The sequence below is a fragment of the Candidatus Jettenia sp. AMX1 genome (genome assembly GCF_030263775.1).
Taxonomy (GTDB): Bacteria; Planctomycetota; Brocadiia; order Brocadiales; family Brocadiaceae; genus Jettenia; species Jettenia caeni.
Genome location: NZ_SZPP01000008.1, coordinates 12,008 through 34,872, shown reverse-complemented (window position 1 = coordinate 34,872; position 22,865 = coordinate 12,008). Strand labels below are relative to the sequence as shown.

Annotated in this window: 19 protein-coding genes and 1 pseudogene; 10 read left to right on the top strand and 10 right to left on the bottom strand. The window is 38.2% G+C overall.

What is annotated here, in order from left to right; genetic code table 11:
- Positions 1-386: 386 nt before the first annotated feature.
- The 10 genes and pseudogenes from FBQ94_RS03000 (at position 387) to FBQ94_RS02950 (ending at position 11,348) form a co-directional block, all read left to right on the top strand.
- The gene (locus FBQ94_RS03000) at positions 387-1,448 is read left to right on the top strand and encodes a hypothetical protein (protein ID WP_007221836.1); all 1,062 of its coding nucleotides are present in this window, start codon (positions 387-389) and stop codon (positions 1,446-1,448) included.
- A gap of 457 nt (positions 1,449-1,905) precedes the next feature.
- A complete protein-coding gene (locus FBQ94_RS02995) occupies positions 1,906-2,997 on the top strand; it encodes a hypothetical protein (RefSeq protein ID WP_007221837.1) in 1,092 nt (363 codons plus the stop codon).
- A gap of 11 nt (positions 2,998-3,008) precedes the next feature.
- Positions 3,009-3,278, top strand: coding sequence for a helix-turn-helix domain-containing protein (locus FBQ94_RS02990; RefSeq protein WP_007221838.1), 270 nt, complete (start codon positions 3,009-3,011; stop codon positions 3,276-3,278).
- On the top strand, positions 3,259-4,734 hold the full coding sequence (locus FBQ94_RS02985) for a DUF3631 domain-containing protein (RefSeq protein WP_007221839.1): 1,476 nt from the start codon (positions 3,259-3,261) through the stop codon (positions 4,732-4,734). Before FBQ94_RS02990 ends, FBQ94_RS02985 begins: the two co-directional genes overlap by 20 nt.
- Positions 4,731-5,249 (top strand): hypothetical protein, encoded by a 519-nt coding sequence (locus FBQ94_RS02980; protein ID WP_007221840.1) that lies wholly within the window; start codon positions 4,731-4,733, stop codon positions 5,247-5,249. The genes FBQ94_RS02985 and FBQ94_RS02980 overlap by 4 nt, the downstream gene beginning before the upstream one ends.
- Positions 5,236-6,306 (top strand): tyrosine-type recombinase/integrase, encoded by a 1,071-nt coding sequence (locus tag FBQ94_RS02975; RefSeq protein ID WP_007221841.1) that lies wholly within the window; start codon positions 5,236-5,238, stop codon positions 6,304-6,306. Before FBQ94_RS02980 ends, FBQ94_RS02975 begins: the two co-directional genes overlap by 14 nt.
- 372 nt (positions 6,307-6,678) lie before the next feature.
- A complete protein-coding gene (locus FBQ94_RS02970) occupies positions 6,679-8,025 on the top strand; it encodes a restriction endonuclease subunit S (RefSeq protein WP_007221842.1) in 1,347 nt (448 codons plus the stop codon).
- A 751-nt stretch (positions 8,026-8,776) separates the two neighbouring features.
- A complete protein-coding gene (tnpA, locus tag FBQ94_RS02965; protein ID WP_040543705.1) occupies positions 8,777-9,238 on the top strand; it encodes an IS200/IS605 family transposase in 462 nt (153 codons plus the stop codon).
- 286 nt (positions 9,239-9,524) lie between these two features.
- Positions 9,525-9,866, top strand: a complete 342-nt coding sequence (locus FBQ94_RS02960; protein ID WP_285441977.1) for a hypothetical protein — start codon at positions 9,525-9,527, stop codon at positions 9,864-9,866.
- Positions 9,863-11,348, top strand: a pseudogene (locus FBQ94_RS02950) (class I SAM-dependent DNA methyltransferase). Before FBQ94_RS02960 ends, FBQ94_RS02950 begins: the two are co-directional and overlap by 4 nt.
- Before the next feature lie 31 nt (positions 11,349-11,379).
- Here FBQ94_RS02950 and FBQ94_RS02945 read toward each other — a convergent pair.
- The 10 genes from FBQ94_RS02945 to mqnB all read right to left on the bottom strand — a co-directional run bounded on the left by FBQ94_RS02945 (position 11,380) and on the right by mqnB (position 22,603).
- Positions 11,380-12,546, bottom strand: a complete 1,167-nt coding sequence (locus FBQ94_RS02945) for an ABC transporter permease (protein WP_007221847.1) — start codon at positions 12,544-12,546, stop codon at positions 11,380-11,382.
- Positions 12,547-13,704, bottom strand: coding sequence for an ABC transporter permease (locus FBQ94_RS02940; RefSeq protein ID WP_040543706.1), 1,158 nt, complete (start codon positions 13,702-13,704; stop codon positions 12,547-12,549).
- Positions 13,691-14,383 carry an ABC transporter ATP-binding protein gene (locus FBQ94_RS02935; RefSeq protein WP_007221849.1) on the bottom strand — a complete coding sequence of 231 codons (693 nt, stop codon included), beginning with the start codon at positions 14,381-14,383 and terminating at the stop codon, positions 13,691-13,693. The genes FBQ94_RS02940 and FBQ94_RS02935 overlap by 14 nt, the downstream gene beginning before the upstream one ends.
- Positions 14,384-14,392: 9 nt before the next feature.
- Positions 14,393-15,610, bottom strand: coding sequence for an efflux RND transporter periplasmic adaptor subunit (locus tag FBQ94_RS02930; protein WP_007221850.1), 1,218 nt, complete (start codon positions 15,608-15,610; stop codon positions 14,393-14,395).
- A gap of 522 nt (positions 15,611-16,132) precedes the next feature.
- On the bottom strand, positions 16,133-16,744 hold the full coding sequence (locus FBQ94_RS02925; RefSeq protein ID WP_007221851.1) for a DinB family protein: 612 nt from the start codon (positions 16,742-16,744) through the stop codon (positions 16,133-16,135).
- 163 nt (positions 16,745-16,907) lie between these two features.
- The gene (locus tag FBQ94_RS02920) at positions 16,908-17,237 is read right to left on the bottom strand and encodes a sensor histidine kinase (protein WP_285441976.1); all 330 of its coding nucleotides are present in this window, start codon (positions 17,235-17,237) and stop codon (positions 16,908-16,910) included.
- On the bottom strand, positions 17,221-18,966 hold the full coding sequence (locus tag FBQ94_RS02915) for a PAS domain-containing protein (protein ID WP_285441975.1): 1,746 nt from the start codon (positions 18,964-18,966) through the stop codon (positions 17,221-17,223). The genes FBQ94_RS02920 and FBQ94_RS02915 overlap by 17 nt, the downstream gene beginning before the upstream one ends.
- Before the next feature lie 290 nt (positions 18,967-19,256).
- Complete coding sequence (locus FBQ94_RS02910) at positions 19,257-20,054, bottom strand: DUF8692 domain-containing protein (RefSeq protein WP_007221853.1); 798 nt, start codon at positions 20,052-20,054, stop codon at positions 19,257-19,259.
- A 1,017-nt stretch (positions 20,055-21,071) separates the two neighbouring features.
- Positions 21,072-21,905: a 1,4-dihydroxy-6-naphtoate synthase gene (locus FBQ94_RS02905; protein WP_007221854.1), complete on the bottom strand. Its 834-nt coding sequence runs from the start codon at positions 21,903-21,905 to the stop codon at positions 21,072-21,074.
- Positions 21,902-22,603 carry a futalosine hydrolase gene (gene mqnB / locus FBQ94_RS02900; RefSeq protein ID WP_007221855.1) on the bottom strand — a complete coding sequence of 234 codons (702 nt, stop codon included), beginning with the start codon at positions 22,601-22,603 and terminating at the stop codon, positions 21,902-21,904. The genes FBQ94_RS02905 and mqnB overlap by 4 nt, the downstream gene beginning before the upstream one ends.
- Between the last annotated feature and the right edge of the window lie 262 nt (positions 22,604-22,865).

Below are 22,865 nucleotides of genomic sequence, written 5' to 3'. Positions count from 1 at the left end.
TAATCTATTTTTAGCATCCATTATGAGGACTCCAATATGTGCTCATTTTTCGTTACCAAGCACCAATCTATAATTTCAACTTCTTTAATTTCATCACAATACAGATTTAAAACAATTTTATTTAACACATCGTTCATAGTTTTATTTTGTAAAAAGTAGAATAGAAATTAAACATAATACCAATTATTTTGCGGAAATGATTATTAATTATCATACAATATATGTTGTATGATACAATTTGTCAACTTATATATTGTATTATAGTTTTAAAACATGTACTGAGTGAAGTGAGAGCTATGTGAGAGCAAAACAAAGCGTGGTGCAATAGTTACGATTAATTATATAATTACTAATATAGATTGGTTTTGTAAAAGGTATAAACAAATATGAATGATAGTTGGAAAGAGAAAATTGACCCTGCCTTTGATGAACTGATTAAGGTTCACCTGGATTTCATAAAGAATACTTGTATTTGCACGAGCGATAAAAAGAAACGATATTTAACGCTTGATGATGAATCACTAAAAGTCTTGGAGCGTAAAAGATATCCACTTCTCTTAAAAGAATTCAAGCCAAATCAAAGAAATCTGAAAAAGTTAACGAATAATATAATTACCTTAGGCGCAAGTCCTAATGTTATGCATATATTGGACTTTTTTAAGAATACGGCAAGATTAATTAATATGAATGAGAATAAAAAATCAAAGAGAGAAGATAAAAACAAATGTTTAGATGCGTTAAAATGGAATATCATAGGCATGATTAAGGGATTGCCATGGGAAAATAGCAGGAATTATTACAAAAAACGCCTCGAAATTTATTTTTCGCCAGAAGAGGCTAGGACGTTTGCCGAAGGAAAGACTCAAAAGGAATTGATAAAGGGGTTTTTTGAGATAGGAATGGATATATTTTGTTTGATATTTCAAACAGGAATTCGAGGTTATTGGGATCCACTAAGTGAAAGTTATGAGGATAAAAAAATCAATAAATCGAATCTTATCAATATAGGAGCGCAATTAATGTATAATGCCATATCAATAATGACTTACAAAAAGACTCTTGATGAGCTACTTGATGAAGCACGAAATAATGATGAATCATTATACAAGGCAATCCATCTTGATAAAACCCTGTTTGAGGTGGATTGGGTGCGTAAACGCATTAGAAAGGCGTTTTATTCAGGAGATTCTATCTTTTTTAAACAGTTAGGAAGGGCAATAAAAAAACCTCCAATACCGGCAAAATTGATGTATGGAGAAGCAATTATAATATTAGCTTCATTGTGGTCTCTTGGTCTATATAGGCTTGACAATAGTGAACTCATGGAGCTATTAAAGATATGCAGAGTAACGATACCAGAAGAACCGGAGGCTTTCAGGAAATTTATGGATCGTCTCAAGGATGATAACGTTATTGAGGATTATAACAAGGTATTCAATGATTTGTAAAAATACGGACATGAAATAATTTTTTCATGTCCTGGATATAATTCTCGCTATTCAATACTATAAAGCCACAGTAAAACAAACTGTGGCTTTTTTATTTCATGGTCAGAAGAGATATTTACCGTGCTTCGTGCGCGTGAGCCATGCGGAAGCGCATCGAAGCACGGGCGGGAAAAGAGAACTTCATAAGCATAATTTCATTTAAGCTTTTTTGCCCTTGTTCCGCTAAAGTCTTGCGCCATTCCTTAGGTGCGCTGCCCGAAGGAAGAGCAAGCGCACATGTAGTATAAATATGTAGGCGCAAGTGCGCTTGCAATTGGCTTAGACGGACGAGGGCGAAAAAGCGTCAACCAATAATGTTAATACCAGTTATGAAATAGAGATAGGCAATCTATTGCGGTGCGTACCCAGTAACACAGCACCGCCAAATTACATAATCTTTTTTAAGAGATATTTAGCAATGGAACTAAAAGAACTTTTTAAAGGAATCGATAGTTTGTATGTGTCTTATAAAGGTACGCCGAAAGCAGGATTACAAGAACACTTGGAAGAAAAAAAGAAATTGGCTCAATCAGAACAGGAAAAGAAACAAGCCTTGGCAAGAATAGCCATTAATGATCACTGCTTTGAGGTATTAGATAGAGGCACCAAGTGGTATTCGTTTATTTTGGTAGATAACTGGTATCACCTGCAAATATCAGGAAGTAAAAGACAAAAACTTCCCCAGGTATATGTACAGATATCGAGCGAACTCCTTACTTGTTATGGTCTTGATACCTCTATTCAGGAATTAAGAAAAGTCATAAACATGCTTTTGGAAAAAATAGAAGAAGAGACTATCAGCAGAACCGATATCTTTACTGATTTCGTTACTGATAGAGAATTAGAAGCCATTGAAAAGGTATCATGGGTAACCAGGGCAAAAAAGACCCATAAGTATTGGGAAGGCGATATATTTACCGGCTGGACAATAGGCCAGGGTGGTGACATATCTGCACGACTTTATGAAAAGACCGTTGAACTTGAAAAGAGTCATAAGGACTATCTCAAGGAACTTTGGGAAAAGCAAGGCTGGGACACAATCCAAAGGGTATGGAGACTTGAATTTCAATTGAGGAGAGAGTTGCTAGCACAAATGGCTATCCATACGTTTTCAGATCTCATGGAAAAAAGGAATGATATTTGGAAATATTGCACCCACGAATGGCTAAGACTTGCAATAAAAGACACTACGATAAATAGAACACGATGGAAGACAGATTCCGTATGGGAAAGGATTCAGGATGTAAAATTCGATGATGGCAAATATACAGGTATTTTAAGACAAGTAAACAAGTCAAGGATTCCCAGCGATAAGACGTTATTCCAAAACGGTATTGGCTATATCACAGCCTTTGCAGCCCGGGAAGGATTTGAAAACGTTGATAAGGGAACACTCAATGAATATTTAGACAAGGCAAAGAACTATCTCAGAGAACAAACCAACGGCAGAGATGAAGATTACTTAAAGACAAAGATAGATAATAAAAAGAAGAAATATAACAGGATATGAGGTAAGACACCATGAAAATAGTAACCATAAAAGAAGTATCGGAATTTCTGAAAGTTAAGCAGTCAACCCTCTATTCATGGGTAAACCGAAGATTAATACCCTCATTTAAATTAAACGGCCTTTGGCGTTTTGACATGGAAAGGATAGAGGCATGGGTAATGGAATCTCATAGCGTAAAAGTCATGCCTCAAAAGATCACAAAAAAAACAACAAGGAATCAGGATATAAACAGAATCATTAAACATGCAATCGAGGCAGTCCATGGAAACGAACAATCTTAACCATACAAATAACGAATACGATTATATCATTGCGCATCCTTCGTATGAAGTAAACCAGATATTTATGTCATTGGGATTCCGGGAAACGGTGATAACAAACAATCAAGTGGAAAATAAGAATTTTTATATCATATCGGGAAAAGATATATCCATACAGAAAGAAAGCGTATTCAAATACGAAAATACGACAATCATATTTCATGAACAAGATAAAATGCTCTTAAGAGTAAATGACCGATGGAATAAAAACAAAATATCGAGCTTTATTACCAATCCTGAACCACCAAAAGAACTCTATCAGGAACTAAAACAAACACTCAAAAACTATATCGAGTTTCAGAGAGAGGCTATCTACGGCATCATAACAGCATGGATTATAGCAACCTATTTTCATAGATGCTTCCATGCCTTCCCCTTTTTGTTCATATATGGGAAGAAACAAAGCGGTAAGAGTAGATTCCTGGACTTGCTGGAACGATTATCATTTAACGCCATGAAAGTAAAGGGTGTATCGGTTGCATCCCTTGCCGATAGCATTGATGGAGTACGAGGGACATTTTTAAATGACCAGGCAGAAGAACTCAGCAATAAAAAGAATACAGAGATTTTAGGCATCCTTTCGGATAGTTACACAATCGGGGGCGGTAAGAGAAGAATTGTAAATATGTCAAACAAGGGCCGTAGAATCATAGAATTTGAGACTTTCGGGCCAAAGGCATTTGCAAGCATAAAAGAAATCGATAGTGATCTAAGGGATAGGTGTATTGAAATAACCATGCTCAGGGCAATCAAGGAATATCCCTATCCCGATGCATACTTACCCATTTGGAATGACTTAAGGGATAGGTTATACCGGTTACTTTTTACCAGGTGGCATAGAGTAAGAGAACTCTATCAAGAGACAGGAAAAGACGTATCCCACAGGGTAAAGGAACTCTGGAGACCTCTTGAGAGCATATTACAGCTTGAAAATGTTCCTAGTGAAGAAATGAAAGAGATCAAGGGCTTTTTTCTTGAAAGTATGCAGGAAACCCAAAATGAATTATCCGAATATGAGATCAAACTCTTTGAGACATTACAGGAAATCCTCAAGGGAAAAGGTAAAGAGATATTAACCATAACGGATATAGCGGAAAACCTCAAATCAGATTACTCAACGATGGATGAGAAAGAAAAAAAGAGGTTCCAAATATGGATAGGCAAGATAGTAAAGCAATTAAGCCTTTATGATAAGCCGGTTGGGAGAAAAGACGGTAAAAGGGCGTATGAATTCAGTGTTGACCGTATTGATAGTATATACCAAAGATACATTACCATGACCATTGATGACCATTGCCCTATTCCTGTAATGGTAAGTCATAAGTCATCACAAAAGAATGCCCCTGACCATGTGACCATTGGAATGAGTGATTTAGTAGAAGATGAAAATATTCCAGAGAAGGAAATTGAGATTTGAACAATATTCAAAAACTTATCCATACAATTCAATACCTGGGATACAGAGTCTTACTTGAAGGTGACAAGATTAAACTAAAGTTTATAGGCAAGGATGATCCTCCAAAAGAGGCTTCAACTATAATCAATGAGGTAAAACAAAATAAAGATATGGTTATAGAATATCTAAGAAATATTTCTCAGATGGATGAAATCTTTCAACAAGCAGTAAATAAAATAAATGAAGGTTATCCAGATTTAACCATTCGCTATATATCAAAGACATTCCCGAAACTCTATAAGAAAGCCCTCATTGATGAAGATAAAATTAATACCCTATGGAATGAAGGAAAAGACGTAAAAGCCTTTGAGAAAGCAGTAAATGAATGGCGGAAAACACAGATGAAATTTATCAAACTCTTTCATGCTAAAAAAAATATTGATGATAAGAAGGATAAGGAATATAATCCATCCAACAGGAAGCCAGACCCATGTCAAGGTCTCGGAAAGGAGGAAAAAGAACATGGGACTGTATAAAAGAGGTCTGGTCTGGTGGATGAGGTTTACCTATAAGGGCCAACAGGTAAGAAAATCAACAGAGACAACAGATAAGAAGCTGGCAGAAAGGATTTACCATAAGGTTAAAACTCAAATAACTGAGGGAAAATGGTTTGATGTTGATGAAGGAAACCAAAGAACCTTTGAAGAGCTTGCCGAAAAATATGAGACTCAGGTGTTTAGAGAACTCAAGGGCTGGCGTTCTTCAATAAGTTATTTGAACCAACTAAAAGATTTTTTCGGTAAATATAGGCTTGCTGAAATTACCCCTGCACGAATAGACGACTTTAGGCAAATGAGAAAGAATAAAGGGGTAAAACCAGCAACCATTAATCGCCAGTTTAAGATACTGCGAAGGATGTTTAACCTTGCCAAGAAGCGTTGGCAATGGATAAAAGAAACTCCAATAATCGAGATGGAACCAAATGCCGATGTAAAAAGGGTAAGGCATCTCTCATTTGATGAGTTTAATAAACTTCTGAACTGTTGTGAGGGCAAGCTTAGGGATATAGTAATTGTTGCGGCCTGGACAGGTCTAAGGCAGAGTAATATCTTAAACCTCAAGTGGAATCAAGTTGATTTACTGGCAAGGGTAATAGTGTTGAGTAGCGAAGAGACAAAGAATAATGAAAGTTTAAGAATTCCGATTGCTAATCCTGCTTACCATGTTTTAGAAGTAACCATGAAGAAAAACAATTCTAAAAGTCCATATGTCTTTTATAGTGACGATGGAATGCCTTTTAAAGCCGGGCGCATTCAAATAAATTTTAAAAAGGCTTTGAGGCGTGCAGAAATAGAGGATTTTAGATTCCACGACTTGAGGCATTGTTTTGCATCCTGGAATCGTCAATCAGGAGTTGATTTAGATACCCTTGCAGAGCTTATGGGACATAAGGATACACGGATGACGAGAAGATATGCCCATATTACCCCTGTGCATCTAAAAAAAGCCGTTGAACTCTTAGAGAAAAGCTATAGCGAGTATAGCACAAAATTAGCACAATCAAATATTGATGTGGTTAAGCAAACGGCTTAAATACTGGTTTTTATGGCTGTTAACGTATTAATCCAAGATTATATCGATGCCCTGAAAGGGTGATATAAATATGATTGATAGAAATCGAATACCACCAAGTTATGAAGCTTGGGTAAAAGTGTGTTTTTCTCCTCAATATTGTTATACAACCGGTGGTTCTCAAACTGGTAATTTGAAACAAAATGAGCAACACAGACATTAATTTTCTGACGAAGACCCTAACAGTAAATCAAGAAAATATGCCAGCTATATTCCCTTTTAGGCTTAAAATCTTATTTGATGGTTATTTGATAGACACCCCGTATTGATTCCGTATTAATTCCAATTTTTTACGACATTTTAAGGTGTTTATCCATAAAAAAGCAGTATAAGATGATTGACAAAAGCAAAATACCTTCGAGTTGGGAAGTTGTCAAACATAGTGAAGTTGCAGAAATAAATCCTAAACTTCCTTTTAAAAATGTTGATGATAACACAGAAGTTTCATTTCTTCCTATGAGATTAATTGAAGAAGAAAAAAACGTATTCTATCTTACTGAATTCAGAAAATATAAGGACGTAAAAAAAGGCTTTACCGCCTTTACAGATGGTGATGTGATTTTTGCAAAGATTACGCCATGTATGGAGAACGGGAAATGTGCTGTTTTACATGATCTGAAAAATGGAATTGGTTTCGGTTCAACGGAGTTTCATGTTTCGCGATCAAGGGAATGTGTTATCGCTAAATACATTTTTTATTTCATTGTTCAAAAGCAATTCAGAAGAATTGCAGAAAGTAATATGACTGGTAGTGTAGGACAGAAAAGAGTTCCAACACGATTTTTTTCTGATTTTGAAATTCCTATTCCTCCACTTCCCGAACAGCACCGCATCGTTTCCAAAATAGAAGAACTCTTCAGCGAATTAGACAAAGGCATTGAAAGTTTAAAAACCGCCCAGCAGCAACTCAAAGTCTACCGCCAGGCCGTGTTGAAGTGGGCTTTTGAAGGAAGATTGACGCATGAAAATGTAAAAGACGGTGAATTGCCGGAGGGATGGTGGTGGGTGAAGGTTAAAGATGTTGGGAAGGTTGGGACCGGAACAACACCTTCTAAGAAAAATCCCGAATTTTATTCAAGAGCTTATCCATTTTATAAACCAACAAATTTGGAAGCAGGAAACAATGTTCAACAATCACTGGATGGTTTGTCCGATCTTGGTATTAAAGAAGCACGATTTGTTCCAATAAATTCAACGCTTGTCACTTGTATTGGTGCAACAATTGGTAAAACAGGTTTAATAAAAAAGGGAGGCGGGTTCAATCAACAAATAAATGCAATCATTCCCTTTAAGGAATACAACCCAAAGTTTATCTACTATCAAGCAATCTCACCGCAGTTTCAAGAGCAGATAAAAGAGAATGCTTCAGCAACAACACTTCCTATACTAAACAAAAGAAAGTTTGAAATTCTCTTAATAGCTGTTTGCTCACCTGAAGAGCAAAACCAAATCGTTTCTGAAGTCGAGACCCGCCTTTCAGTATGCGATAAATTAGAAGAAACCATAACAACCGCCTTGCAGCAAAGCGAAGCCCTGCGGCAAAGCATCTTGAAAAAGGCATTTGAAGGAAAGCTGGTAGCCCAAAACCCAGGAGACGAACCAGCGTCAAAATTATTGGAGAGGATAAAAGTAGAGAGGGAGAAGAATGATACGTGGAAGAAGAAAATCCCGAAGGGATGACATGATTATAGGATTGAAATATGTGAAGACGCTTCTCCGTTTGCGATAATTCTGGAAAAAACTACTGCCCACAGCTTGCAGCAAACAGACTGGATCAAATGGATAATTTTGCCTTATTTTCTGGGTATTTTCCTCTACTTTATTGGCTAAAAAGAGACAAAATGGGTATAAAAATGGAAATTACCGTAGTTCTTTCCCATTTTGGAAGCAAAAAAATTCATTTGAGTCAGCCTGAAAGCGAGGCCATACGGTAAAGTATCTTGATTGTATAGGAATTTTCATTTTATGTAAGCGAGTTTACGGTAGGGTGGATTAAGCGGTAGCGAATCCACCTTTTCTGGAAATAGTATTGGTGGATTCGGCGTAAAAAACAACGCCTTAATCCACCCTACTCATAACTCGAAAAAGGCATCTGAAGGAAAGTTGGTAGCCCAAAACTCCAAAGACGAACCGGCAGCAACTTTTGAAGAGGATAAGGGCAGACAGGGAGAAGGCTGAATTAAAGAATGAGACACGGAAGAAGAAAATCCCAAAGGGATGACATGATTATAGGAAAAAACGTAAAATAAATAATTCAACCCCGAAGGGATGATATATAACGGCAAGAACGACAATATACCACCCCTTCGGGGTTAAAAATAATTGTGTACCGATATGCTATAATAATGCCATCCCTTCGGGATTAAAAAATATGCACGTACCGATATCCTATAAAAATGATATCCTATCGGGATTGAAAGGGGGGAATTCTATGGCAGGTACATTTTCACAAATTTACATCCAGGTTGTCTTCACGGTAAAAGGATGGGAAAATCTCATAGGTAAGGAGTGGAAAGATGAATTGCATAAATACATTGCCGGCATCATCAAAGGCAGAGAGCAAAAGCCAATCATTGTCAATGGAATGCCCGACCATATCCATGCTTTTGTCGGATTGCGGCCTGCTATGGCTATTTCCGATTTGGTTCGCGACATCAAAAACAATTCATCCAATTTTATCAATGAGAAAAAATTAGTGAAAGGGAAATTTTCCTGGCAGGAAGGATATGGCGCATTTTCCTATTCTCATTCACATATTCAAAATGTTTACGATTACATATTGAATCAGGAGGAACATCACCGCAAGAAAACCTTCAGGGAGGAATATATTGACTTTTTAAAAAAATTTGAAATTGAATACAATGAAAAATATTTGTTCGAGTGGATGGAGTAATATTTCTCGCATGTATTAATCCCGAAGGGATGACATGATTATAGGGGAAAATCATAAAATAATACCAACCCTGAAGGGGTGAAATACAACGGCAAACCTGAACATATATCACCCCTTCAGGGTTAAAAAACAATCGCGTGCCAATATGCTATAATAATGCCATCCCTTTGGGATTAAGAAGATGAATTACATGTCTATAAACATCCCATGCTGCCGAAGTTGACGAGTATAAATGGTAACAATATAGCATCATGAAAGAGGAATATTTAAAATGGGGAAAAATACTATGCTACAATATTACGAAAATCTCAAACGAACCGCTTTGGTTTTAAAACCGAAGCAACCATTTCTTGATTGGCTGTTAAGCGTTGAGCCGGGAGAAGATTTCCTTGATGAGTTGAAAGACGGGGACGTTTACTTATTGTCCGGCTACGAAGAAGTCAGTCAGATGCAAAACTGGTTAAAGAGAAATTTTGACAGTATTTTCACAGATCAGTTGAACAACTGGTACACAGATGAAGCCTTGTGGCCACAAAACAGAACTATGGAAATGTTTAACGAATGGTTTGAATATTCTTTGTGCACTACGATTTTGGATACCCAGAAGGGCAGGATTGAAAAAGCATGAACAGCATCCACAACACATCCGGTATCATTAGCAAGGTATGGAGCTTTTGCCACACCTTACGGGATGACGGCGTAGGCTATGGCGATTACTTAGAGCAACTTACCTATATGTTGTTTCTGAAAATGGCAGATGAGTTTTCCAAACCGCCATATAATCGCAAACTTCCCATCCCCGGGGAATATAACTGGGAAAGTCTAACCGAAAAGAGGGGTGCTGCGCTGGAACTGCATTACGCCACGCTGCTTCGAGTTATCATAACAAAAAGGCATCCTTGGACAGATCTTTACCAAGAGCCAAAATAAGATTCAAGACCCTGCCAAACTCTACAAGCTCATTGATATGATTAACAAGGAGCAGTGGAGCATTATGGGCACAGATGTGAAGGGACAGATTTACGAAGGGCTATTGGAGAAAAATGCAGAGGATACCAAAAGCGGCGCAGGGCAATACTTTACGCCAAGGGCACTGATTAAGGCAATGGTGGAATGTCTGAGACCGGAACCCAATAAAACCATTGCAGACCCGGCTTGCGGAACAGGCGGTTTCTTTTTAGCTGCTTACGATTTTATTGCTGACAATTATTCATTGGATAAAGAGCAAAAGCAGTTCCTTAAATACAAAACATTTTTCGGCAATGAGATTGTTGCCAGTGCCCGCAGGTCGTGCCTGATGAATTTGTTCCTGCACAACATCGGTGATATTGACAGCGAGAATACGATTTCTTCCAACGATGCACTGGTTGCCGATGACGGCAGGCGGTATGATTATGTCCTCATCAATCCACCTTTCGGAAAAAAGAGCAGCATGACGTTCACCAACGAAGAAGGCGAACAGGAAAAGGAAGACCTGACCTACAACCGGCAGGATTTCTGGGCAACTACGAGCAACAAGCAACTCAACTTTGTCCAGCATATCCACACCATTTTAAAAACAACAGGGCAAGCAGCCGTTGTGGTGCCTGATAATGTATTGTTTGAAGGAGGGGCGGGAGAAACGGTGCGCAAGAAACTTTTAGAAACAACCGACCTGCATACCATCCTTCGTTTGCCAACAGGGATTTTTTATGCTCAGGGCGTAAAGGCGAATATGATTTTCTTTGATGCAAAGCCTGCCGGGAAAACAACATGGACGAAGGAAACCTGGTTTTATGATTACCGTACCAATATTCACCACACACTGAAAAAAACCCCCTTAAAGCTGGAAGATCTGAAGGATTTCATTGCCTGCTACCATCCAACCAACCGCCACAAACGGAAGGAAACATATAATGCAGACACCAATCCGGAAGGCAGGTGGAGAAAATTCACGTATGATGAAATCATCGGCCGTGATAAGACCTCACTCGACATCACATGGATAAAAGATAAATCATTGGCTGACCTTGATAACCTGCCTGATCCTGATGAACTGGCCGAAGATATTATTGAAAATTTGGAAGCTGGTTTGGAAAATTTCAGAGAGATAAGGTCAAAAGAGAACTGAAATATGAATAAAAAGTATCGGGATAACGAGGCTATCTTGCCCTTAATGCCTCTACGATATTCATTTTTGATGCTCGGTATGCAGGGAGGACTCCTCCTATAAAGCCCATAATCAGGGAAAAGATTATGGATTTATAGGCAATTTCCATGGTTAAGGTAAATGAGAACGCAAGTTCTGAAAAGGTTTGCCAGTTAAGGGTTGAAATCGTGAGGAATTGCATGAAAGAGGCAAAAAAGAGTCCCAGAGATCCACCAATAAAGCTCATCAACATGGACTCCATCAGAAAGGCAACCAGGATACTCATCCGTTGAAATCCGAGTGCCCGTAATGTGCCGATCTCACTGGTACGGTTTGCCACCGCAGCATACATGGTAATCGTTGCTCCAATCATTGCGCCAATTGAGAATATTGCTGTTAGAGATAATCCCAGGATACTGAGGAATTTAGTCATGAGTTCTGACTGATCAGCATAATATTTTACTTCCCGCTTCGCCTCCAGTGTCAGCCTTGGATCGTTCCCGATTCTCTCTTTAAGTTTATGAAATTCTGAGTAGTCACGAAGTTTAAAGGTAATGGATGAATAGACGGGTCTGCGGAATGCCTGCATAAACTGATCGGTATCGCCCCATATCTCCGAGCTGAATCCGGTGTTGCCTGCGCTAAATATACCCACGATAGTCCAATTCCTCATACCAAAATAGAGTTTTTCACCAATATCGCATCCCTTAAATCTCCTTGCAATGCTTTCACCTACGGCAATTTCTGATGATCCCATTTTGGGCATACGGCCTTTAACCAATTTTATCTGTTGCCTCAGGAGGAGAGACTGATTGCTAATTCCTCTAATGGTAACATTTGAAGGTTTTTCACTTCCCCTTTTCTGTAAGTTTATGATAACTACCATTTCTTTGGCGACGAGCCTTTGTCCGTTTTCTCCGATTGCGATTTCGGGCTGAGTTTCAACAACGGAGGCCTGATACCTGTCTATCCCGCTCTGTATTTCAGAATTGGAGGCACGCCGGAGGACGATTCCATTATCATACGAGCCTGTGTTTACAAGGGTTTTACGAAGTCCTTCAGCAAGCATGAGGGTTGTGGCAAAAACAAAGGCAACAAGCGCCATTCCCGAAGTAGTCAGAGTTGTTGTAAGACGCCTTGTGCTGAGATTGCGGAGGCTATATGATACCGGTATACCCATTTATCCTATTCTCCTCAAACCTTCAGCAACCCTGATCTTCACGGCATGCCACGTAGGAAAAATTGCTGCTATCAGACTAACCAGAAGAGCAGCTCCTATATCAAGGAAAATGGTATTTGCTGATACATGAAATACGGGGAAATAAGCGCCTATTTTAGCGCCAAAGATCTTTGCGCTCGGGAAGGTAAGAAGAATGCCAAGGGTACATCCAACCATGGTGATAAAAAGGGATTCACCGAATATAAGGATTGCTAAATGCCAGCCACCAAATCCGAGTGTCTTCATGATAGCATACTCTCCTATCCGCTCACGCGCAGTCATGACCATGGTATTTGCTACTACTGCTATGATAATGATAATCACCATAAAAGAGACTAATTGGATTACCGTGACAATAGCCTCAGTCATGGAAACGAAACTCAATTGGAAAGCTTTTTCCGTCTCGGTCATAGTTTCTGCAAGAGAATTTTTAAATGTCTTATCTACTGCCTCAGATACTTCGGGCGCCAGATTAGGATTTGTTATTCCTATTATATAAATACCTACCTGGTCAGCCCGGTTTGGCGCAGTTTTTTTTAAACTTTCATTGAGATAATCCCAATGAAAAAACAGTTGCGTTTCGTCAGTGCTTTTTTCAGCCCCGTGGTATATGCCTCGCAAGATGAAATTCCATGTACCCGGGAAGTTGGTTCCTTTCAAGGGAATGGTATCGCCGATCTTCCATGAGAATCTTTCTGCCACTTTTCTGCCGGCAATAGCTGCCATGCGGTCACGAAAAAATGCGGCTTTCTGATCCTCAGGCAACGTATATTCCGGATATAATTCCAGGAATGTTTTTGGATCTATAGCAAAATTTGGTATAAAGTTTTTTTCGGATATGTAGGTGCCATTAAACCATATAGCATAGGATACATTCTTTACCCCTGGGATTCCACGGATCTTCTCTTTATAAGCCAGAGGAAGAGAAAAGACAAGGGATATGGCGTTTCTCGTGATAAGGCGGGCTGAAGAGGAGGCTTCCACTCCTGAATACCATGCATTTACGAGGGTTCTCAGTATACCGAATGCCAAAATTGCAATAGTTATACCAAGTATGGTTAGACATGTGCGCAATTTATGGCGAAACGCATTCCTGAATATAAGTTTAAGCATGTACATTAAGGATACCCTTTTCAAGCCTTCTGATTATATGTGCCTTTTCTGCTGCATGAGGATCATGAGTAACCATGATAATTGTTTTACCGAATTCATGGTTTAAAATGGCCATAAGCCCTAATATGTCTTCTGCGGATGTTCTGTCAAGATCACCGGTTGGTTCGTCCGCTACCAGTATTGTTGGGTCAGTGACAATAGCGCGGGCTATGGCAACACGCTGCTGCTGGCCCCCGGATAACTGACCGGGATAATGGTCCATCCGGTCAGCAAGGTTAACCATATGAAGAGCTGCTTCCACATGTTCCCGTCTTTCTTTTCGGGAAAGCCAGGTTAAAAGGAGGGGTAGTTCCACATTCTCGAATGCGGTGAGCACGGGAATGAGATTATAAAATTGAAAGATAAACCCTACGTTAACAGCGCGCCATCGGGTCAGATCAGTTTCTGTCAATGAGGTAATATCTAATCCGCTAACGTGTATAGTGCCACTGTCAGCCTTATCAATACCTGCAATAAGATTGAGCAGGGTACTCTTGCCTGATCCGGAAGGCCCCATTAAAGCAAGGAACTCCCCTTCGGGGATATCAAAACTGATGTTCTCTAAAACGGGTATTATCTCGGCTCCACGATGGTAGGATTTTGAGAGATCTCTTATCTCAACGATTGGCTGTTTTGTGTCTTCCATGGTATTTCCTTATTTTTCTTCGATCTTAATTCTCGATCCATCTTTTAAAGTTCTCGGTGGGTTTATTACTACCTTATCTCCTGGCTTGACCCCATCTAGTACCTCTACCATATCACCAATCTGAGTACCAGTAGTCAAAGGAACTTTCGTTACATGATTATCTTTTATAAGAAAAGCGAACTTGCTGCTATTGTATGTCACAACTGTCTCAGTGTTTACTGCAGTTTTTGGTTTTTGTTCTTCTTCTGTAACAGGCCTTTCAAGAAAGGCTACCTTTGCGCTCATCTCAGGAAGGACACGTTTATCCCTGTCCAAAAATTTAACCTTTATCATAACAGATGCCTTACTGCGGTCTGCCGTCGGAACAATCATATGTACCTTGCCGCGAAAGCGGGTTTCCGGAAGGGCATCTAACTGTATTTCGCAAGGTTGATCTACCTTTACTTTTTGTAAATTTGATTCAGAGACATCAGCTTCTACAAGAAGAGAATCCATATCTGCAATAGTTACAACTGCAGCTTTAGCGTTCGCGGCAGCTCCCAGTGGTGTAATGATATCACCAATATCGGCGTCTTTAGTTAGTACAACAGCATCGAAGGGTGCACGGATATAGGTGTAGTTTACGGCAACATCGGCGGAACGCAACGCCGCTTTATAAGCGTGTATCGACGATTCTGCAGCCGACACCGCCGCCTTTGCTCTTTTGTAACGCGCTTCTGCAATATCAAATTCAGACTGTGGCACAATCCCATGAGAAACAAGCTCCTTTTGGCGATTATAATGCAGCAGGGCGTCGTTCATCTCAACCTTTGCTATTTTCAGGTTTGAAATAGCATTATCCAGGTTTGCTTTTGCCTGCTCACGAGCAGCCCTTGCATCCTTTCCTTCTAGTCTTGCAATTATTTGTCCTTTCTTTACCTGACTCCCTTCTTCTACCCCAAGCCATTCTATTTGTCCGGTAATCTTAGATGCCACGGAAGCTTTCCGTTGCGCAACGACATAGCCACTGGCATTTAATAAGGTAAACATTTGCGAAGGATATACTTTAGAAACGGTTGTTACTTCTACTTCAACAACAGGGTTAAAGATCAATAGATAAAGAATGAGACCTAGTATGGGAATACCTATAAAAGCTAGTATCTTGAAAAATAATTTTTTCCGTGTGCTGTGATAATACTTTACGTTGGACTTATCTATTGTTAATTTTGCCAGGTCTTTATTTATCATTCATCTATCCTTAAGGAATGTAAATTTTTTATCTTTGCTTTCAATTTGAATCAGATTATATCTTCACGCTTCGTTTAAGAATGTTATTGTAATATCTTCTATGATATTTTTTTAACAATTTTTTACTTTCATATATTTTTATTTAGCGATAGTGTCTTACGGGGGAATAAAGAAGGCCGGTGAATTCCGTGATATTCTCCTCGCTTGATTTATTCTGTTTGAAGAATGTCTTATGTGTAGGGTGAATTAAGCGAAGTAAATCTATCAAATGAAATGTATGGACCTGTTACAGAGGAAAGGAATGAAGGTAATGGTAATCGATATCGTATGTTTAAGGCATTCCGTTAATCGGAGGGAATTTTCATGGTATTCAAATCGGCTTTTAGGATACTTGATGCCGTATTTTTTCTGTATTAAGAGCCTATCCGAAAACCTCTTTTGAAATACATTCTTTCTGTAGCTTATAAGGGTTTTCGGATAGACTCTAAGGAGTGAGAATTGATATAAGATCCATACCAGTCCTCATTCAGGATCTGGCCGTTCTGTGCATGGTTTATCACCAGGTCCGGGTAATGAAGCTTTAGGCCTGCCAATGGTCTCGCCTTCAATAAGGGCTTCTATGGTAGGATAAGGATAGATTGTTGGTGCACGGTATTGCATCAAGCCGCCGGTATCTGCCGATGGACCATACGTACTATAAATTTCTCTTCCCAGCATGCGAAGCATTATTGTCTGTTGACCTCTGTGATGTGCTGTATGGGCAATCCTCCTCGTCATAATCCAGGTTCGAGGGCGTTTAACATCAAAGAACGATGTTTCTTCTTCCCACCAGACTTTATCTTTCTTTCGTAAAGCTGCAAGTCGTTTCCCGGAATCTTCAGCATAGCGTTTCATGAATTCCAGCCGGGCTTCTTGTTTTGGCAGAGGTGGTGCACCGACATCAATTCCAAGCATATTGCAGAACCAAATATTCTCACTCATACACTGATGTATCATCTGTTCTCTGGCATTTCTTCCCCGTTTATCATGTGGACGAGGGCGTAGAGAAAGATCTTCATCCTTAAACATACTCCAGACACTGAGTGTTTTAATTCTTTCGGTTTCATACGTATTGACTAGAAAATCATATTCCATAGGGAAATTCCTCCTTACATTTTTAAAATTTAGCAAGGGTTAACAATCTAAGATTATCCATTTCTGAAGGCAGATATCCACAAAATTCTATGAAGAACATAATTTTGTGTTTCTCATTTCAAATTTTTTCTTATCTTTTATTTGTGTGTCCTCATGATGGTTTTTATTTTACCGGTAGAGTAATTATAACTTTGGTATATTCTCCGTCAACACTATCAATGGTAAGCTTACCATTATGATCAATAATAATATTGTGACTAATACTTAAACCTAACCCTGTTCCTTCCCCCGGAGGTTTTGTAGTAAAAAAAGGATTCGTTATTTTATCTTTTATATGGGCAGGTATGCCGGTACCATGATCGTAAAAGGTAATCTTTACATACGGATGTTTATGTATCGTTATTTCCTCACCTGAGATCTCAAGGATTTTATTATCATGTGCTCCTGGATATCTTTGGTTCAGGGCATATCGTGCATTACTCATGATATTCATAAAAATCTGTTGAGATACGAATGGAGTCCTTTTTCATTTGTTTCTCCATCAGCACGAGTGTATCAGACACAATTTCATGTATACTCACTATGGTTTTTTTTTCTTCTCTGGGTCTGGCAAAAGAAAGAAGTTTGCTTACGATATTGGCGACGCGGTCCCCTTCCTTCATAATTCGACTGGCAAGGTCTCTTTCTCTACTTCCCTCACTGCTTTTATTAAATAAAATCCGGGCGCAATTAATAACACCCGTTATGGGATTGTTAATCTCATGGGCTACTCCTGTTGCTAATTCACCTATCAACGTAAGATGTCTGGACAGTTGTGTCTCCTTTTCCAAATTTACCTTTTCCGTGATATCTAAGAAAGAACTCAATATACCAACGACATTTCCTTTCCCGTTTTTTATAGGAACCTTAACGGTATGCACCGTCAGTTCTTGTCCATCCTTGATATATTTCTCTTCTATATCTTCTGGTATCCCTGATTCCACAATTCTTTTATCATCAGCCCGGTATTTTTCTGCAAGTTCCCCAGGAAAAAGGTCATAATCAGTCTTTCCGCTAATTTCACCCGGTCTCATATGGAGATCTCTGGCAAAATTTTCGTTACAGGATATATACACTGAATTCCTATCCTTGTAGAATATTCTTAAAGGAAGATTTTCCAGGAGGAATCGGTGCTTATTTTCACTCATACGCAGACCTTCCTCCACTCTTTTGCGCTCAATGATTTGTCGTTGAAGTTGCTCGTTCAGCGTTTTTAGTTTTGCGGTACGTGCTTTTACTAATTCCTCAAGATGTTCACGGTATTTTTCTAATTTTTCTTCTGCAAGCTTTTGCTTTGTAACGTCTGCTCCATATAAATTAACATAGGTAGTATCAATTACCGGTACAACGGTAAAAGAGAATATTCGGTCTTTGTGTTTGACTTCAATATTCTCTTTTATTGATTTCGTATGAAAGGCATCAACAACTGTTTGATATAAGAAATCAGGTACAGATTGACCAATCTTGCAATTCCAATCTTGTAAAAGAGGTATACTCGATGGACTGGCGTAGAGAATAGTACCGTCTTGTGCTATACGGAGTAGGGGATGTGGGTTCTCATCGGGAAATTTAGCTATATTCTTTATTTCCTCTTGGATTCGTTTTTGTTCAGTAATATCTCTCCAAACGGCAACACTACCGATAATGGTACCATTGCGGTCTTGGATTGGACTGGCACTAATAAGTACGGTAATTTTTTCCCCGGTAGATCTCCGGGCAATCCATTCCTCATTTATTACCACTTCACCCTTTTGGATAGCACGATAGAGGGGTAATTCTTCAGGTATAGCAGGTGTGACATCATCGGAATGAAAGATATTCAATTTTTTTACAAAGTCTTTATAAGGGATACCCTCAACGTCTTCTCGTATGTGTCCTGCTAATTGTGCTCCATATTTACTAACCATACGAATGGTGATATCGGGTACATCATCGGTAGCGATAGCAATAGCAACACCTTCTGGCACACATTCCATGAGAATTTCAAGTGTCTGATGACTCTCCTGAAGTTTTCCTTCTATTTGCTTATATTGAGTAAAATCAATTTGACAGGTAGTTAACTCGTGAATAAGTTTCTTAATATTTTCAGTAACTTCAGTTGAAATGGTATCAATATTTTTAGCTAGTAATTCTTGTGTCTGTTTGAGCAATCTGTTAATTTGTTCAAATTTGTCTTGAATCATTTAAGAACCTTTCATGATATACTTGCAATTGTTAAGGATTAAAGATCTTTCTTAACAAATAACGGCTCGAACATTCTTTTGTTATGAAAAAGAGCAAGGAAAAATACTAGAATGAGTACTTTTTAGTCGTTATTACCGTATTGGTAGCAATTGCCTCGTATTGATATGTAGGTGAGTTTTCAAACAATGTCTTATGTTTGTCGTTCTTTGGTTTGATGGGGGATACTTTCATATAACAATGAATCTCCAATTCTTCTGTTAAGATTTTGGATTTAGCTGAACCAAAAAGGTTAATTAGGTGTTTGTGTGGGCGGTTCAATGGCTGATTTTAGTGATAGAGTTTGCCGCATAAGTTGTAACGAACTATTAGGAAACAGTGAACTTGTAGAGGATGACGTTATTCTTAGCCGTATGTCTTTCAACTGTGATTCTATATATGATGTGAGTGCATAAATAAAAAGTACAATACCTGTCATCTCAAGGCATTCTTCAATAGTTATTATAATGAAATACGTTACGCTACTCTCACCATGTACCTCATAGTAACGTCCGCCAATAAGTTCAAAACCAAAAGCACCTGCTATATATATTACGCCAGAGACAACAAATAGAAACCGTGTTTTCTCTGGAAGATGGACTATAAATTTTGTATATGCCGATAAGAAAATAATCAGAGTAATACCATACGGTATAACCCATGCAAAGTAAAGGATACCACTTGTATTCAGTGCATGTTGTAATGGTATGACAAAGCGTTCGTGAATGGCGGCAAATTCATCTATGGATATAAAGAGGAAAATAATTGATAAACCTAACCAGAAAAAGTATCCTTCCCCGATCTTTTTTCTAGCCAAGGCAATAATAGCAAGTAAGGCTGAACAGAATACAAGTGCTATTGTAGAGCAAAATGTCGGGATATTTTTCTCTTTATCAAGATCAAATAGGCTAATCAAATCAAAAAGTCCAACCACATGGCGATTTCCAACTAAAAATGAGGTAGATTTCACGGCTATGTGAGCAAGAGTAACGAGTATAAAAATTAAAGCAAAAAATTTAGTTACTTTTCTGGGATTTAATATTATATCCATTTTTAGCTGTCCTCTCTTAAAAGATATGAATTTTGTTTAGAATTTTATTTCTGAACACAGGTAATACAGATTTTATGAATCTGCTTACATGCTCGTGTAAAGTAAAAAGCTTATCTATTGATAGAAACAAGAAAATGACTACTAAACCAAGCCAGTCGAAGCCGCTTTTCCCAATTTTTTCGAGAAATAGCAATAATCGCAAGAAAGATTGAACAGGATAACAATGCTACTGTAGAGATGAATGATGGAACATTATGCTCTCTATCGAGATTAAACAGATAGCTCAGATAATAAAGTCCAAATCCATATGGGTGACCAAACGAAAACTTAGAAGATTCTAGATCAGTATGAATTAAAGCGATGCATATAAAAATTGAAGCATAAGATTTCGCTATCTTCTTTAAGGCTGTTTTTCTTTAAGACCCATTACTTTGCATCTCCGGATTACTCAGGGTTTGCCTTTATCGTTACAATATCCTCTTTTACCCTTTATGTCAGAAGTTAGAATCCTAGTAGCGCAAGCTTCATACCAATAAAAATGTTTAGAAATAAACTGTCTGGGTAGAAACCAAACACTTTTCTGAAAGATAGTAAGATAGGCAGGAATGTTCCAAAAGAAGACCGCTTTATAAGATTGGATTATAAAAAAGATAACTCCAAAAACAGATAAATTTAGTTACCTTAATCAGTAATTGTGAGGAAAGAAAACCATATTAAGTACTTACATAAACATATAAATACGTATCTTTTTTATCTTATTATACCAAGTGTCATGTTACACCCATGTGACAATACAGCTCTGTGACATGGCACGTTCCCTGGTTCCTGTTTGAATACATCCGTTATTATTGTCATTTGTATAAATTTGCACAAGCATGCTTCCTTGGATATTCCCTGTAGAGTAACTACGCAAAAATGGTGATCTCATAACTCTTTAATTCCTTAGCTAAAAAGAACTAACGCTACGATTTGTTCTGTGAATGAGTTTTATTTAGGCAGTTTAAAAGGGAATAATGGTCAGGAAGATAAGAAAACGTCTTCGATAGTTTTTGCTATTAATTTATTTCTCTGTGCCCATTCAAAGAGTGTTTTAATAGCATTCCTACCAATTTTTCCTAAAGTAATACTGTAGGTATTTACATATAGTTGAATGTGCTGGTTTCTAACGTTTTCACTCATCTCCTGGGCATATTGCTTGACATACTCTTGAGAGGATGCAGGGTTTGCAATCGCATATTCCACACTTTTTCTTAAAATACGATTCACTTTTTTTGAGATTTCAGAGGGTATGCTCCTTTTTATTACAATTCCACCTAAGGGAATAGGCAGTCCTGTTTGAGCTTCCCAGTATTCTCCCAAATCAATGATGTTAACCAATCCTTTATCCTGATATGTAAATCGATTCTCATGGATAATTAAGCCTGCATCTGTCTTATTTTGTAAAATGGCATTCTCAATATCAGAAAAAAGCATCTCCACTTTATTTATTGCCCTGGGAAATGCCAGGCTTAACAAAAAATTAGCGGTGGTATATTTTCCCGGGATAGCGATGACAAGATCTTCAACCTTTGATTTTTGATTTTCAGGTTTTGAGATTAATAATGGTCCACACTTATTACCTAAGGCACTGCCTGCATCTAATAGTATATAATCCTGCATTACATAGGCATAAGCATAATAGCTTAATTTTGTAATATCCAACGAATGTTGAAAAGCAAGTTTATTGAGTTTTTCCACATCTGCAATGGTCAATTCAAAAGATAATCCTTCCGTATCAATTTTCTTATTCACCATGGCATCAAAGATAAAGGTATCGTTAGGGCAAGGAGAAAAGCCGAGGGTTAATCTCATAGGTGTACGTTACCGGATATATGATGTATAATTTTCATAGCAGTTTCATTTAAATTTTCAATAGCTAAAGGGATATTCCACGTACCTTTATTTCGGTTTTCGATATAATTGGAAATAGCTCTGATTTGAAGACAGGGGATATGTTCAATCAGACAGGCATACAAAAAAGCAGCTCCCTCCATGCTCTCCAGATCAGGTTGATATTTTTGAATGATTTTATCGATACTATATTGATTACCGTGAACGGTATTGACACTAATGCCTTTTACCGTTGCTCTCAAATTTGGTATTTCTTGAGCCCAATCAGGGGTTTTGTTTATTAATTTACCAGAATTGTATGGGAATCGATTAGGATTTAATAATTTTAATTCTATAACATCCAAAAAACCCTCTTTATCTTCAGCACCTAAATCCGCAATTTGTTCCTCAGTTACATTGACGACCTCACCGATTGAAATGTTTTTATTGAAACTTCCTGCTATACCAAAATTTAATGCCAGATCATAGGTAGTGTTTACAAAAGCCTTCCCCATGAAATAGGCAGTTTGCATCAATCCTACTCCGGTAATTAGCACATCTAAACTTAATTGATGGTATTGAAAAGTTTTCATTGAAAATTCCTCATCATCAGTCTGTCCGAAAGATAATAAGAGCGGTTTAATTTCAAAGTATGTTGCTGCAACGATGAGTACTTTCATATATTTATTTGCGAGTCCAATTGTTTTCCATTCTGTAGGGTTGCTATCCCCGGTGTACGTATTCAGGCAGGGGAAGCAAGGCTAAAGCCTTGCCCTACATCTTCATAACAGATAAAAAGTGCTGAAGGCTTCATGTAATGTATAGGAATTTCAAACTACTTAATCCGCCGTCTCGATAGAGAATTGTCAGGTGGAGGGACTACCTATTCCCATAATTCTCCCAAAACCATACATGATAAGAAATTTTTGGAATACGATAATG